The sequence below is a fragment of the Streptomyces sp. SA15 genome (genome assembly GCF_002291145.1).
Lineage (GTDB): Bacteria > Actinomycetota > Actinomycetes > Streptomycetales > Streptomycetaceae > Streptomyces.
In genome coordinates this window covers 44,728-59,003 of record NZ_NTGE01000114.1, presented here as the reverse complement: position 1 = coordinate 59,003, position 14,276 = coordinate 44,728, and the positions used below count along the sequence as shown (strand labels likewise).

11 protein-coding genes are annotated in these 14,276 nt (G+C 69.8%); all 11 read right to left on the bottom strand.

Annotated features, from left to right (window positions below):
- Window positions 1-58 precede the first annotated feature (58 nt).
- The 11 genes from CLM62_RS27060 to uvrC all read right to left on the bottom strand — a co-directional run bounded on the left by CLM62_RS27060 (window position 59) and on the right by uvrC (window position 14,041).
- Entirely contained in the window at window positions 59-1,327 is a 1,269-nt protein-coding gene (locus CLM62_RS27060; protein ID WP_095752525.1) for an MFS transporter, read from the bottom strand.
- A 133-nt stretch (window positions 1,328-1,460) separates the two neighbouring features.
- On the bottom strand, window positions 1,461-1,796 hold the full coding sequence (locus tag CLM62_RS27055; protein WP_003976875.1) for an RNA polymerase-binding protein RbpA: 336 nt from the start codon (window positions 1,794-1,796) through the stop codon (window positions 1,461-1,463).
- Window positions 1,797-2,007: 211 nt separating this feature from the next.
- Window positions 2,008-2,238 carry a preprotein translocase subunit SecG gene (gene secG / locus CLM62_RS27050; protein WP_029181151.1) on the bottom strand — a complete coding sequence of 77 codons (231 nt, stop codon included), beginning with the start codon at window positions 2,236-2,238 and terminating at the stop codon, window positions 2,008-2,010.
- 221 nt (window positions 2,239-2,459) lie between these two features.
- On the bottom strand, window positions 2,460-3,236 hold the full coding sequence (tpiA, locus tag CLM62_RS27045; protein ID WP_095752524.1) for a triose-phosphate isomerase: 777 nt from the start codon (window positions 3,234-3,236) through the stop codon (window positions 2,460-2,462).
- Window positions 3,237-3,242: 6 nt separating this feature from the next.
- Window positions 3,243-4,466 carry a phosphoglycerate kinase gene (gene pgk, locus CLM62_RS27040; RefSeq protein ID WP_095752523.1) on the bottom strand — a complete coding sequence of 408 codons (1,224 nt, stop codon included), beginning with the start codon at window positions 4,464-4,466 and terminating at the stop codon, window positions 3,243-3,245.
- A gap of 133 nt (window positions 4,467-4,599) precedes the next feature.
- Window positions 4,600-5,607 carry a type I glyceraldehyde-3-phosphate dehydrogenase gene (gene gap, locus CLM62_RS27035; protein ID WP_095752522.1) on the bottom strand — a complete coding sequence of 336 codons (1,008 nt, stop codon included), beginning with the start codon at window positions 5,605-5,607 and terminating at the stop codon, window positions 4,600-4,602.
- Between the two features lie 224 nt (window positions 5,608-5,831).
- A complete protein-coding gene (locus CLM62_RS27030) occupies window positions 5,832-8,783 on the bottom strand; it encodes a M14 family metallopeptidase (RefSeq protein WP_095752521.1) in 2,952 nt (983 codons plus the stop codon).
- A gap of 188 nt (window positions 8,784-8,971) precedes the next feature.
- Window positions 8,972-9,961 (bottom strand): DNA-binding protein WhiA, encoded by a 990-nt coding sequence (gene whiA / locus CLM62_RS27025; RefSeq protein WP_095752520.1) that lies wholly within the window; start codon window positions 9,959-9,961, stop codon window positions 8,972-8,974.
- A complete protein-coding gene (yvcK, locus tag CLM62_RS27020) occupies window positions 9,952-11,019 on the bottom strand; it encodes a uridine diphosphate-N-acetylglucosamine-binding protein YvcK (protein ID WP_095752519.1) in 1,068 nt (355 codons plus the stop codon). The genes whiA and yvcK overlap by 10 nt, the downstream gene beginning before the upstream one ends.
- A complete protein-coding gene (gene rapZ, locus CLM62_RS27015; RefSeq protein ID WP_095752518.1) occupies window positions 11,016-11,993 on the bottom strand; it encodes an RNase adapter RapZ in 978 nt (325 codons plus the stop codon). Before rapZ ends, yvcK begins: the two co-directional genes overlap by 4 nt.
- Window positions 11,990-14,041 carry an excinuclease ABC subunit UvrC gene (gene uvrC, locus CLM62_RS27010; protein WP_095752517.1) on the bottom strand — a complete coding sequence of 684 codons (2,052 nt, stop codon included), beginning with the start codon at window positions 14,039-14,041 and terminating at the stop codon, window positions 11,990-11,992. The genes rapZ and uvrC overlap by 4 nt, the downstream gene beginning before the upstream one ends.
- Window positions 14,042-14,276: the final 235 nt, after the last annotated feature.

The following is a 14,276-nucleotide window of genomic DNA, read 5'->3' as shown; positions in this document are numbered from 1 at the left end:
CTTCAGCCTTCTTTCGTCCCTGTCCGTGCTGCCCCGCTGCCGTTCCCAACCTAATTGATCAGCCTGGGGCCTGAGCTGTCGTGGCGTCGTCGTCCGACGCAACAACAGATACGTCCGCCTTGAGCGCGGGTATCAGCGCGATGACGGACAGGACGAAGAAGGCCGCGGCGAGCAGGGCCGGAGTGTTCAGGCCCCAGGCGGTGGCCACGACACCACCCAGCAGAGCGCCCAGGGGTCCACCCGCCACGGCCAGGGTCCGGAAGGCGGCACTGACCCGGCCCAGCATCTCGGCGGGGCTGCGCTCCTGCATCAGTGTCCTGGTGCTGACGTTCCACACCATGCCCATGGACCCGAAGGCGGCCATGGCGACCGCGAGCGCCACCGGGCTGCGCACCGAGCCCATGACGACCAGCGCGCCGATCTGCACGGTCCCGGCGAGCAGCACCGCGCGGACCCGCCCGAGCCGGGCGAGGAGCCGGCCGCTGGCCCCTCCCCCGGTCAGGCCGCCGATGGTGTACGCGGTCATGGCCGCCGCGTATCCCGCGGTGCCGGCGTCCAGCCAGCCGGTCACCAGGAGCACCATGCCCGCGATGAGGGCGCCCACGCCGATGTTGCACAGCGCCGTGGCGGCGCACAGCCCGCGCAGGGCCCGGTCGCGTCCCAGGGTGCGCAGCCCTTCGGCGATCTCCCGGCGCAGGGTGCTGCCGGCCGGTCTCGGTTTCCGCTGCGGCGCGGCGGTCCGCAGCGAGGCGACCAGGGCGGCGGCCACCAGGAAGGTCACGGCGTCGGCCGCGAAGGGCGCGGCGGTGCCGGCCACCAGCAGCAGCGGCACGACCGGCGCGCCCAGCAGGCCGCCCGCGATCTGCTGGCCGGTCATCAGGCGGGCGTTCGCGCTGCCCAGCGCTTCCCGGTCCACCAGGGCGGGCAGCAGGGCCGTGGAGGCGTTGTCGAACAGCGTCTGGAGGGTGGTGAGGGCGAAGGCCAGGGCGATCAGCAGGCCGATCGAGGCGTGCCCGAGGGCGACGGCCACCGCGAAGCACGCGACGAGCAGTCCTCGTACCGCATCCACCGTCCACATGGCGCGCCGCTGGTCCACGCGGTCGGCGACGGCGCCGCCCAGCAGTCCGAAGACGATCCAGGGCAGATAGCCGCAGGCGGTGACCGCCGCGATGAGCAGCGGCCGGTCGGTCAGTGTCGCGGCGAGCAGGGGCAGCGCGGATCCACGCAGCGCGTCACCGAAGCTGGAGAGCACGGCGGCACTCCACAGCCGTCCGAATCCTCCGCGCCACGCGGGCACACGCCTGTCCGCCACCTCGACCGTCGCCACAAGTCCCCCTCACGGTTCGCCGATTCACAAACCGTAGAGGGCAGCACTGACAATCGGTCCGCGGGCAGGCGGCCGCGGGTGCGCGAAACAGCTCCGGCCAGGCACCGCTCGGTGCCCGGCCGGTTGTCAACTCCTAGATTTCGCCCCGCAGTTTGGCGAGCGCCTCGGCGAGGATCGCCTCGCCGTCCGCGTCGCTGCGTCGCTCCCGCACATAGGCGAGGTGCGTCTTGTAGGGCTCGGTGCGCGGCGGGTCCGGGGGGTTGTCCCGGTCCTGCCCCGCCGGAAAGCCGCAGCGCGGGCAGTCCCAGGTTTCGGGGACCTGCGCGTCGCTGGCGAAGCTGGGCTGCGTCTCGTGCCCGTTGGAGCACCAGAAGGAGATGCGCAGCCGCGGCGCGGACTCGCCGCGCTCGGCCTCGCCCATCGGCCCCGCCCCGACCCGGCTTCCTCGGATCGCGTTGCCACTTGCCACGGTCGTAACTCCCTGCGTGATGGTGCCGCAAAGCGAGTCGGCGTTTCGCTTCACTGCGAGCGCCTCAGTCTACGTAAGGCCCAACGCGCGTCCAGTGATTGGAGTTACAACCCCCACACAGACGCAAGCCCCATGATAGGCCGCGCTCAGGAGGGCGCACCGAACATGGGGCGTTACGTGCGGAATGGGCGTGCTGCGTGTGCGACGCTGATCAGTTGTTCACCTTCATCAGGATCCCCAGCACGACAATGCACGCGAACCACAGCAGACCGACCACCACGGTGATGCGGTCGAGGTTGCGCTCGGCGACCGAGGAGCCGCCGACGGACGACTGCATGCCGCCACCGAACATGTCGGAGAGGCCGCCGCCCTTCCCCTTGTGCATCAGCACCAGCAGCATCATCAGCAGGCTGAAGACGATCAGGGCGATCGAGAACCCCATAACCACGGCTGGACCAACTTCCTCGGATCTGGATAGACGACGGGGGCACGGTGGCAAGCCACCATGCCCCCGCAAGGGTACGACGGAACGCCGCTACCGCATACTCGCAGCTTGTCGGGTCGCCTCCGGGGCGCTCCAACCCGGTGTCGAGAGGCCGACCGTGCTCAGCCCTTCGGGCCTCCGCGCGCTCGCCCTCTCGACACCGGCCGCGCCCCTCCTGCTCACTGGTCGCGGAACCGGACGATCTTGACGAACTCGTCCGCGTCCAGGGAGGCACCGCCGACCAGCGCGCCGTCGATGTCGGCCTGCGCCATGATCTCGGCGACGTTGCCGGACTTCACGGAGCCGCCGTACTGGATGCGGACCTGGTCGGCCAGTTCCTGCGTGTACAGCTCGGCGATCTTGCCGCGGATGGCCGCGCAGACCTCCTGGGCGTCCTCGGCGCCGCAGACCTTGCCGGTGCCGATGGCCCAGACGGGCTCGTAGGCGATCACGATGGCCTCGGCCTGCTCGGCCGGGAGGTCCTTCAGGCCGCCCTCGACCTGGGCGAGGGTGTGCGAGACGTGGTTGCCCGCCTCGCGGACCTCCAGCTCCTCGCCGACGCACAGGATCGGGGTCAGGCCGTGCTTGTAGGCGGCCTTGACCTTGGCGTTGACCAGCTCGTCCGTCTCGTTGTGGTACTGGCGGCGCTCGGAGTGGCCGATGGCGACGTAGGTGCACTTCAGCTTGGCCAGCATCGAGCCGGAGATCTCGCCGGTGTAGGCACCGCCGTCGTGCGCCGAGATGTCCTGGGCGCCGTACTTGATCTTGAGATTGTCGCCGTCGACCAGGGTCTGCACGGAGCGCAGATCGGTGAAGGGTGGCAGGACGGCGACCTCGACGGCCTCGTAGTCCTTGTCGGCCAGGGCGAAGGCGAGCTTCTGTGTGTGGGCGATGGCCTCGAGGTGGTTGAGGTTCATCTTCCAGTTGCCCGCCATCAGCGGCGTGCGCGTACTCATGCTTGGTCAGTCCTCCAGTGCGGCGAGGCCGGGGAGCGTCTTGCCCTCGAGGTATTCGAGGGAGGCGCCGCCCCCGGTCGAGATGTGGCCGAATGCGGTCTCGTCGAAGCCCAGGGTGCGGACGGCCGCGGCGGAGTCGCCGCCGCCCACCACGGTGAAGCCCGGGGAGTCGAGGAGGGCCTGGGCGACCGCCTTGGTGCCCTCGGCGTAGTCGGGGTGCTCGAAGACGCCCATGGGGCCGTTCCAGAAGACGGTGGCCGCGTCAGCGAGTTTCGAGGCGTACAGCTTGCGGGACTCAGGGCCGATGTCGAGACCCATCTGGTCGGCCGGGACGGCGTCCGCGGCGACGGTGTTGGGGTTGGCCGAGGCCTTGGTCTTCAGGTCCGGGAACTCCGGGGCGGCCAGCACGTCGACGGGGAGAACCAGCTCGACGCCGTTCTTCTCGGCGCGCTCGATGTACTCGACGACGGCCGGGATCTGGTCCTCCTGGAGGAGGGACTTGCCGATCTCGTAGCCCCTGGCCTTGAGGAAGGTGTAGGCCATGCCGCCGCCGATGAGCAGGCGGTCGGCCTTGCCGAGCAGCTGGTCGATGACGGCCAGCTTGTCGGAGACCTTGGCGCCGCCGAGGGCGACGACGTAGGGGCGCTTGACGTCCTCGGTGAGCTTCTTCAGGACGGCGACCTCGGTGGCGATGAGGTAGCCGGCGGCGTGCGGCAGCCGAGCCGGGAGGTCGAAGACCGAGGCGTGCTTGCGGTGCACCGCTCCGAAACCGTCGCTCACGTACAGATCGGCGAGCTCGGCTAGCCGGTCGGCGAAGGCGCCGCGCTCGGCGTCGTCCTTGGAGGTCTCGCCGGCGTTGAAGCGCAGGTTCTCGATGACGGCGACCTGGCCGTCGGCGAGGCCGGCGACCGTGGAGCGGGCGGACTCGCCGACCGTGTCGGTCGCGAAGGCCACGTCGGCGCCCAGGAGTTCACCGAGGCGCGCGGCGGCGGGAGCGAGCGAGAAGGCCGGGTCCGGGGCGCCCTTGGGGCGGCCCAGGTGCGAGGCGACGACCACGCGGGCGCCCGCCTCGGCGAGGGCCTTGACGGTGGGCAGCACGGCGCGGATGCGGCCGTCGTCGGTGATCTTCACAGTCGCCGCGCCGCTTTCGAGCGGCACGTTCAGGTCGGCGCGGACGAAGACCCGCTGGCCGCCCACGCCTTCGGCGAGAAGTTCGTCGATCGTCTTCATGGAGGGAACTCCTGGGGAGGGCTCGTGATGCTCGTGATCGTAAGAGGGCTGATCCGCACGTGAGTCAGGGCTCGGGCAGCGCGTCCCTGCGCTGCCCGAGCCCTGCCCTCACATCAAGTGCCTGCTCTGTTGATCAGAGCTGGTTGCCGACGAAGACCGTCAGGTCGACGAGGCGGTTGGAGTAGCCCCACTCGTTGTCGTACCAGCCGATGACCTTCACGTTCTTGCCCTCCTGGACCATGGTCAGGGAGGAGTCGAAGGTGCAGGACGCCGGCTCGTTGACGATGTCGGAGGAGACGATCGCGTCCTCGGTGTACTCGAGGAGGCCCTTGAGCTCGCCCTCGGCGGCCTTCTGGAAGGCGGCGTTGACCTCTTCCTTGGTGACCTCGCGGCCGAGCTCGACGACCAGGTCGGTGACCGAGCCGGTCGGGACCGGGACGCGCATGGCGATGCCGTCCAGCTTGCCCTTGAGCTGCGGCAGGACCAGGGCGGTGGCCTTGGCGGCACCGGTGGTGGTCGGGATGATGTTCTCGGCGGCGGCACGGGCGCGGCGCAGGTCCTTGTGCGGGAAGTCCAGGATGCGCTGGTCGTTCGTGTACGCGTGCACCGTCGTCATCAGGCCCTTGACGATGCCGAAGTTCTCGTCGAGGACCTTGGCCATCGGCGCCACACAGTTGGTGGTGCAGGAGGCGTTGGAGATGACGTGGTGGTTCGCCGGGTCGTACTTGTCGTGGTTGACACCCATCACGATGGTGATGTCCTCGTCCTTGGCCGGAGCCGAGATGAGGACCTTCTTGGCGCCGCCGGTGATGTGCTTCTCGGCGTCGGCCTTCTTCGTGAAGATGCCGGTCGACTCGATGACGATGTCGACGCCCAGCTCGCCCCACGGGATGTCGGCGGGGTTGCGCTCGGACAGGACCTTGATGGTCTTGCCGTCGACGGTGATCGTGTCGGCGGTGTGGGAGACCTCCTGCTTGAGGCGGCCCAGGATGGTGTCGTACTTCAGCAGGTGAGCGGTGGTCGCGGTGTCACCCAGGTCGTTGACAGCCACGATCTCGATGTCTGCACCCTGCTCCAGCAGCGCGCGGAAGTAGTTACGACCGATGCGGCCAAAGCCGTTGATGCCTACGCGGATCGTCACGAACCGATCTCCTCGTTGGTACGCCGGTTTCGAGACCGGCGAGCTGTATGGGATGTCCCCGACCGCCTACGACCCTACCTCCCTGAGGCGTCCGGGGTGACATCGAGACGCCCCATACACGGCACGGCGGTCCGTACCCACCAGTAGGGGTACGGACCGCCCGGGCCGGAAGACCCGATCACTCGATCCGGCGACTCGGAATCACGCCGGTTTGACCAGGTGGATCACCCTTTGAGGGCGGTAAGCGCCTTCTTCAGCAGAGCCGTGCGGTCGGCCGCCGAGGCGACGTGCTCCAGGCCGAAGCCCAGCAGCACGGTGTCGTCCGTGGTGACCGCTCCGTACGTCTGGAACAGGGCCCCGGTGCGTGCCCAGTCCTTGAGGGCGGCCGGGCTGCCCGCGGGCGGTCCGGCGACCTTCCAGGCACCCAGAGACGTCTCGAAGCCCTCGGTCTCGGTGGCCGTGCCGCCGACGACGAGCGAGGCGTCGTCGGCGAGGACACCGCGGCCGCCGCTGCCCGGGTCGGTGACGTAGCTGATCGAGACCTCGACCGACTTGCCCGCGTACGCGCTCAGGTCGAAGTTCACCTGCCGCCAGCCCTCGGAGGCGCCGGTGAGGGCGTTCCACGAGCCGGTGGTGCCGGTCGCGGTGCAGCCGCCGGTCCCGACGGTCAGGTAGTGCTCGAGCCAGGGGTGCTCGCCCACGTAGTAGCCGGCCGCGCAGTCCTCCGGCACGGCGGTGCGGGTGGCGCCGCCCGTCTCCGGGAGGGTCGTCCAGTCGTCGGTCCCCGTGGTGTGGGCCTCGACCAGCACGTTGTCGTAGCCGGGCTCGGTGTTCCACAGCAGCTGGGTGCGCAGAGTGGGCTTGTCGGCCGCGCTCACGCCGGTGAGGTCCACGGTGCGGGTGAGCCGCTTGTAGGCGTCGTCGGTGTGGACGGCGGCGGCCATGGAAGCGCCCGCGTACGGTCCGTACGGATTGGTGGTCCCGGCGAACTGGCCCGCGCCCGCGCTGGCGAACTGGGGGAACTTGTCGGCGGGCAGTTCGTCCGACGTCACGCCGTACGTCCCGGCGCGGTCGAGCGGGTTGCCGGTCGCCCCGGTGAGCGCGCCGGTGAAGCCGCCGAGCCTGCCGGAGCCGGTGAAGCCGGTGGCCCCTGGGGTCGACGTCCGTGTGTAGGCGCCCAGGTAGTACTGGCCGAAGTCATTCGACAGGGTGCCGCCGCCGAGGTCGACGTTGCCGCCGGCCTGCTCGCCGGCCTCGATCAGTTTGCCGCCCTCGTTGAGGTGGGCGCGCAGCTGGAGCTGGGTGGCGATGCCCGGGACGCTCGCGCCGGTGTAGTGGACGACCGTCTTGAAGTGCCCCAGGACCCCCAGCGCGTCGGGCGCGCCTTGCGTGGCGACGTCCCACACGACTGCCTTGCGGCCGTTCGCCTTCAGCGCGTCGACGTATGTCTGCGCCTGTGTGGCGGCCGCGCCCTCCTCTGCGACGACGAGGGTGTCCGCGCGCGGCCGTTCGGCCACGGTGTAGGTGAAGTGCTCGCTGGAGACGGGCTTTCCGCTCTTCGTCTCGCCGGTGAACCACACCTCGACCTTGTCGCCCGGGTCGCCGTCCTGGACCTCGGCCCGGTACTCGTCGAAGTAGAGGTTGTCCTCCCCGCCGTACGTCTCGCCGCCCTTCCAGGCCCCCAGCGCCATGTCCTCCGTACGGCCGCCGTTGACGCGGTACTTGAGCTCCTTGTCGCGCACGGACTTGCGTACGACGACGGAGACCTCCTGGTCGGCGCCGCGCGAGTACGACGTCGAGAAGGCGGCCGGGGTGAAGTCGGCGGCGCTCAGGCCGACCGCGGACTTCGGCTGGTCGGGACGGGCGGCGGACTCGGCGAGGGAGAGCGCGAACGGGATGTTCTTGGCGAACTCCTGCTGGATCAGCTTCTCGTCGTCCGGGAAGGTGAAGATCGACTGGCAGTCTTCCGGCTTCCAGGCGTCGTTCGGGTCGACGTTCGAAGCGGTCTCGCACGTCGACATCTCGGGGGTGAACATCGCCATCCCGTTGACGTTCGCCGCGTGGCCGTCGGCCTCGCCGTTGGTCGTGTACAGCTCCGAGGAGACCTGCGGGTGGTAGCCGGGGATCGCGGGGTTCTCCGGCGTACCGGCGAGCGCCTCGTAGAGCACGTCGTCCGGTGTGGGCGTGGCCACCTGCCAGCCGACGCCGTAGAGGATGAGTTCGGCGGCGGAGTGGTAGTTGATGCCGTACGTGAAGCCGATCCGCTTCTCGAAGGCGTCCAGGGCCTGGGTCTCGGGCTCGGAGCCGGGGGCCGCGCCGCGGTAGGTCTGGCTGGTGGGGTTGGGGGACGAACCCTCGTCGTCGTAGCCCCACTTGTAGGAGAAGTTGCGGTTGAGGTCGACGCCGTCGCCGGTGGTGATGGCGCCGTCGCCGTTGTTGTCGCGCAGATTCTTGCGCCACATGCGGTTGTCGGGGTCCTGGAAGGTGTAGTCGTAGCCGTCGGGGTTGGCCGACAGCACGAACCACAGTTCGGTGGAGTCGACGACCTTCTTGATGCGCTTGTCCGTCTTGTAGTTGTCCAGGTAGTGGTGCATCAGCCGGCGGGTCATCTCCGGCGTGATCCACTCGCGCGCGTGCTGGTTGGACAGGTACAGGACGGAGGGCTTGGAGCCGTCCTTGGACTTCTTGGCGCCCTTGGTCATCTTGAGGGCGAGGATGTCCTGGCCGCCCACCGTCTTGCCGATGGAGACGACCTTGGTGAGGCCGGGGTGCTCCTGGCTGGTCTTGAGGATCTCCTCTTTCAGACCGCCGCTTCCGCTGTACGGCCGGAACACGCCCTCGGCGGCGTCCTCGACACGGTTCTCGGCCTTGGCGGACAGCTTGTGCTCTCGGAGGTCGACGCCCTTGTCCTCGAGCTTCTCGGCCTGCTGGTCGGTGAGGTAGACCTCGACGGTGGCCTTGCCCTTCTCGGGCACCTGCTCACCGAGTTCGTGGGCGTCCTGGCCGGCCGCCAGCAGCAGGGGTACCTGCTTCTGCGTGACCTCGGCCCGGAAGACCTTGACCTCGTTCGGATCGGGAGTACCGGGGTCTTGCGCCGCCTGGGCGACGGGTGCGATTCCCGCACCGCCCAGCAGGAGTGCGCCAACAGCGAGGATCGGTCTCGCTTTTCGTCTCATGAACCCCCCTAGCAGTGGTTCGCCACAGTGGCGAGCACATGCCAGGCTCATGTCACTTCATGATCGAGTCAAGAGTGCCTCGAGCACATGCGAACGCCGGTGCCGGTGGCCCAAGTGGGCTTCGGCACCGGCGTGTTGGGCTGCTTACGTCACCTGCTCACGTCTCCCGCTGACGTCACCCGCTCACGTCACCCCACGAGGTTGTCCGCCATCTCCTCGGTGATGCTGGACTCCGTGCCCGGGATGCCGAGGTCCTGGGCCCGCTTGTCGGCCATCGCCAGCAGACGGCGGATACGGCCGGCGACGGCGTCCTTGGTCAGCGGCGGGTCGGCGAGCGCGCCCAGCTCCTCCAGGGAGGCCTGCTTGTGTTCCATGCGCAGCTTTCCGGCGGCGGCGAGGTGCTCGGGGACGTCGTCGCCGAGGATCTCCAGGGCCCGCTGGACGCGGGCGCCGGCGGCGACGGCCGCGCGCGCGGAGCGGCGCAGGTTGGCGTCGTCGAAGTTGGCGAGACGGTTGGCCGTGGCCCGGACCTCGCGGCGCATCCGCCGCTCTTCCCAGGCCAGCACCGACTCGTGGGCGCCGAGCCGGGTGAGCAGGGCGCCGATGGCGTCGCCGTCGCGGACGACGACCCGGTCCACGCCGCGCACCTCGCGGGCCTTGGCGGCGATCGACAGGCGGCGGGCGGCGCCGACCAGGGCGAGGGCGGCCTCGGGACCCGGGCAGGTCACCTCCAGGGAGGAGGAGCGGCCTGGTTCGGTGAGCGAGCCGTGCGCCAGGAAGGCCCCGCGCCAGGCGGCCTCCGCGTCGCAGGTGGCGCCGGAGACCACCTGCGGGGGCAGGCCGCGGATCGGGCGGCCCCGGCCGTCGACCAGGCCGGTCTGCCGGGCCAGCTGATCGCCGCCGGCGACGACCCGGACGACGTACCGCGAACCGCGGCGCAGTCCGCCCGGCGCCATCACGATCAGTTCGGAGCTGTGGCCGAAGATCTCCAGGATGTCCCGCTTCAGGCGGCGGGCCGCCATCGCGGTGTCCAACTCCGCCTCGATCACGATGCGGCCGCTCACCAGGTGGAGGCCGCCGGCGAACCGCAGAACGGCGGAGACCTCCGCCTTCCTGCAGCAGGTCCGGGTGACGGGGAGCCGGGAGATCTCATCCTTCACCGCTGCCGTCATCGCCATGGGCCGATCCTTCCATGCATCCGAAAAATACGGTCGTACGCGGCGGCCAGCAGCTCCGGGTCGTGCCGCGGAGAACCGTCTCTCCGGGCGACCGGGGCCAGCTCGACCGCGGCACCGAACCGCTTGGCGGCCTCGGTGAGCACATCGCGGTCGGGCACGGCGGCCTCGTCGGCCAGCACCACGTCCAGGGCGAGTTTAGGGGCGTGTCGTCCCAAAACCTCCAAATGACGCTGCGGGGAGAAGCCTTCGGTTTCTCCGGGCTGCGGGGCGAGGTTCAGCGAGAGTACCCGGCGTGCCTTCGTCTGGGTGAGGGCGTCCAGCAGCTCGGGCACGAGCAGGTGCGGGATGACCGACGAGAACCAGGAGCCGGGGCCGAGGACCACCCAGTCCGCGTCGAGGACGGCTTCCACCGCCTCCGGCACGGCCGGCGGGTCGTTCGGCACGAGGTGCACGGACTGCACCTCGCCGGGAGTGAGGGCCACGGTCGCCTGACCCCGCACGGTCTCGACCTCCTCGGGCCGGTCCGGGTCATGGCCCTTGACCAGGGCCTGGAGCTCCAGCGGTACGGCGGACATGGGCAGCACGCGCCCGTGCGCGCCGAGGAGCTTGCCGACCAGGTCGAGGGCCTGGACGTGGTCGCCGAGCTGCTCCCACAGGGCGACGATCAGCAGGTTGCCGACCGCGTGTTCGTGCAGGTCGCCCTGCGACTGGAAGCGGTGCTGGATGACGCGGGCCCAGGTCTGGCCCCAGTCGTCGTCGCCGCACAGCGCGGCTAGTGCCTTGCGCAGGTCGCCGGGCGGCAGCACGCCCAGCTCGTCGCGCAGGCGGCCGCTGGAGCCGCCGTCGTCGGCCACGGTGACGACGGCGGTGAGGTCGCCGGTGATCCGGCGCAGGGCGGCGAGCGAGGCGGACAGTCCCATGCCGCCGCCGAGGGCGACCACCTTGGGCTGGGCGCCCCGGCGGCGGGGTTTGGCGCCGCGGGCCTCGACGGGCCTGCTCGCGCGCCCCTCGGGCACCGCACGGCGCAGCCTGCTCAGCCGCGGAGTACGTCCCGTCATTCGCGTCCCATGTCCCGGTGCACGACCACCGTCTCCACACCCTCGGCCGCGAGGCGCGCGGCGAGCTTCTCCGACGTGGCGACCGAGCGGTGCTTGCCGCCCGTACACCCGATGGCGATGGTCACGTACCGCTTGCCCTCACGCCGGTATCCGGCCGCGATCAGCCGGAGCAGCTCGGCGTACCGGTCGAGGAACTCCTTGGCGCCGGGCTGGTTGAAGACGTACGCCGAGACCTCCTCGTTGAGGCCGGTGAAGGGGCGCAGTTCCGGGACCCAGTGCGGGTTGGGCAGGAAGCGCATGTCCGCGACCAGGTCGGCGTCGACCGGGAGGCCGTACTTGAAGCCGAAGGACATGACGGTGGCCCGCAGCTCGGGCTCCTCGTCGCCGGCGAACTGGGCGTCCATCTTGGCGCGCAGCTCGTGCACGTTCAGGCTGGAGGTGTCGATCACCAGGTCGGCGTCGCCGCGCAGCTCGCGCAGCAGCTCGCGCTCGGCGGCGATGCCGTCGACGATGCGGCCGTCGCCCTGGAGGGGGTGGGGGCGGCGCACCGACTCGAAGCGGCGCACCAGGGCGTCGTCGGAGGACTCCAGGAAGACGATCCGCCGGGTGACCTGCCTGCTGTCGAGGTCGGCGAGGGATTCGCGGAGGTTGTCGAAGAAGCGGCGGCCGCGGACGTCTACGACGACCGCGATCCGCGCCACGTTGCCCTGGGAGCGGGCGCCGAGCTCCACCATGGTGGGGATCAGCGCGGGCGGGAGGTTGTCGACGACGAACCAGCCGAGGTCCTCCAGACACTTGGCGGCCGTCGAGCGGCCCGCTCCGGACATGCCGGAGATGATCACCAGCTCGGGGATCGCGGCGTCCGGGACCGCCGCCGTGTCGTTGGGCGTGCCCGTACTCACCTGTGCTCCGTCTCCGGCTTGGCCTTGGCCTTGGCCTTGGCCTTGTTGCCCGTCGTGCTTGTTCACATTCATGTCTCCTGCCCCCGTCGTTCGTCCGGGGCGCCCATTGTCACGGGCTCCCCACTGGAACCCATGGTGCCGGGTTCCTCTTCCATGATCTCTCCAGTCGCCGTGTTCACCGCCGGCGTGGCCGGAGCCGCCTGGGCGAGAGCCACGGCGATCGTCTCGGCCGTCTTGCGGCCTATGCCGGGAACCTCGCAGATCTGGTCGATGGTGGCGGATCGCAGCTTCTTCAACGAACCGAAATGCTTCAGCAGAGCCTGCTTGCGCGTGTCCCCGAGCCCCGGCACGTCGTCCAAGGGGCTCGACCTGAAGCGCTTGGCCCTCTTCGTGCGCTGGTAGGTGATCGCGAAGCGGTGGGCCTCGTCCCGGACCCGTTGGAGCAGGTAGAGGCCCTCGCTGGTGCGGGGCAGGACCACCGGGTCGTCCTCGTCCGGCAGCCAGACCTCCTCCAGGCGCTTGGCGAGGCCGCAGACGGCGATGTCGTCGATGCCGAGCTCGTCGAGGGCCTTCTTGGCGGCCGCGACCTGCGGCCGGCCGCCGTCGACGACGACGAGCTGGGGCGGGTAGGCGAACTTCTTGGGGCGGCCTTCGTCGTCCTTGAGATCGTCGTCCACCCACTCGCCGGTCTTCTCCTTCTCGGCGAGGTAGCGCCGGAAGCGGCGGGTGATCACCTCGTGCATGGAGCGGACGTCGTCCTGGCCTTCGCCGTGCCAGAGTTGCGTGTCTCCGACACGACCCTTGATCTCAAAGCGGCGGTACTCGCCCTTGCGCTGGAGGCCGTCCTCGAAGACGACCATGGAGGCCACGACGTCGTCGCCCTGGAGGTGTGAGATGTCGTAGCACTCGATCCTGAGCGGGGCGCTGTCCAGGTCCAGGGCCTCGGCGATCTCCTCCAGCGCGCGCGAGCGCGTGGTCAGGTCGGAGGCGCGTTTGGTCTTGTGCAGAACCAGCGCCTGCTGGGCGTTGCGCTGCACGGTCTCCATGAGGGCCTTCTTGTCGCCGCGCTGCGGGATGCGCAACGAGACGTTGGACCCGCGGCGCTCGGTCAGCCACTCCTGGACGGGCTCCACCGGGTCGGGCAGGGCAGGGACGAGGACCTCCTTGGGGACCGCGTCGCCCTTCTCCTCGCCGTAGAGCTGCTGGAGGGCGTGCTCGACGAGGGCGCCGGTGGTGATCTCCTCGACCTTGTCGGTCACCCAGCCGCGCTGGCCGCGCACGCGTCCGCCGCGGACGTGGAAGATCTGCACGGCCGCTTCCAGTTCGTCCTCGGCGACCGCGATCAGGTCGGCGTCGGTCGCGTCGGCGAGCACGACAGCGTTCTTCTCCATGGCCTTCTTCAGGGCCTCGATGTCGTCGCGCAGACGGGCCGCGCGCTCGTACTCCATCTCCTCGGCGGCCGCCATCATCTGCTTCTCCAGACGGCGGAGGTATGTACCCGTGCGGCCGGCCATGAAGTCGCAGAACTCGTCGGCGAGTTCGCGGTGCTCCTCGGCGGAGACCCGGCCGACGCAGGGTGCGGAGCACTTGTCGATGTAGCCGAGCAGGCAGGGGCGGCCGGTGCGGGCGGCGTTCTTGAAGACGCCGGCGGAGCAGGTGCGGACCGGGAAGACGCGCAGGAGGAGGTCGACGGTGTCGCGGATCGCCCACGCGTGCGCGTACGGCCCGAAGTACCTCACGGTCTTCTTCTTGTGACCGCGCATCACCTGAACGCGCGGGAACTCCTCGTTCATCGTCACCGCGAGGTACGGGTAGCTCTTGTCGTCGCGGTACTTGACGTTGAACCGGGGGTCGTACTCCTTGATCCAGGAGTACTCCAGCTGCAGGGCTTCGACCTCCGTGGCGACCACGGTCCACTCCACGGACGCGGCCGTGGTGACCATCGTGCGGGTGCGGGGGTGGAGGCCTGCCAGGTCCTGGAAGTAGTTCGCCAGGCGTTGGCGCAGGCTCTTCGCCTTTCCGACGTAGATCACCCGGCGGTGCTCGTCACGGAACCTGTACACCCCGGGAGAGTCCGGGATCTGTCCCGGCTTGGGGCGGTAGCTGGAGGGATCGGCCATGTCTCACACCCTACTGGCGGGGGGTGACAGCGCGGTGGGCTGTGGACAACGGCCGCCGGGTCGCCAGGCTCCCTGTGGACAACGTCACGCACCACCTCTCGTGAGCACGCCATTGCGCTGAGTGAAGGGAATCTCCAGTCGGCCGGGCCGCGCAAAAATCGGCCACGAGACGGCGCTGTCGGACATCAGGTGTTGTCGGGACTTGGTCAACACGCTTCAATGCGGGGGAACTCGG

Coding starts and splice junctions, on each gene's coding strand:
- uvrC (WP_095752517.1), bottom strand. CDS start 14,041: ATGGCCGATCCCTCCAGCTACCGCCCCAAGCCGGGACAGATCCCGGAC.
- rapZ (WP_095752518.1), bottom strand. CDS start 11,993: ATGAATGTGAACAAGCACGACGGGCAACAAGGCCAAGGCCAAGGCCAA.
- CLM62_RS27030 (WP_095752521.1), bottom strand. CDS start 8,783: ATGAGACGAAAAGCGAGACCGATCCTCGCTGTTGGCGCACTCCTGCTG.
- whiA (WP_095752520.1), bottom strand. CDS start 9,961: ATGGCGATGACGGCAGCGGTGAAGGATGAGATCTCCCGGCTCCCCGTC.
- yvcK (WP_095752519.1), bottom strand. CDS start 11,019: ATGACGGGACGTACTCCGCGGCTGAGCAGGCTGCGCCGTGCGGTGCCC.
- tpiA (WP_095752524.1), bottom strand. CDS start 3,236: ATGAGTACGCGCACGCCGCTGATGGCGGGCAACTGGAAGATGAACCTC.
- secG (WP_029181151.1), bottom strand. CDS start 2,238: ATGGGGTTCTCGATCGCCCTGATCGTCTTCAGCCTGCTGATGATGCTG.
- pgk (WP_095752523.1), bottom strand. CDS start 4,466: ATGAAGACGATCGACGAACTTCTCGCCGAAGGCGTGGGCGGCCAGCGG.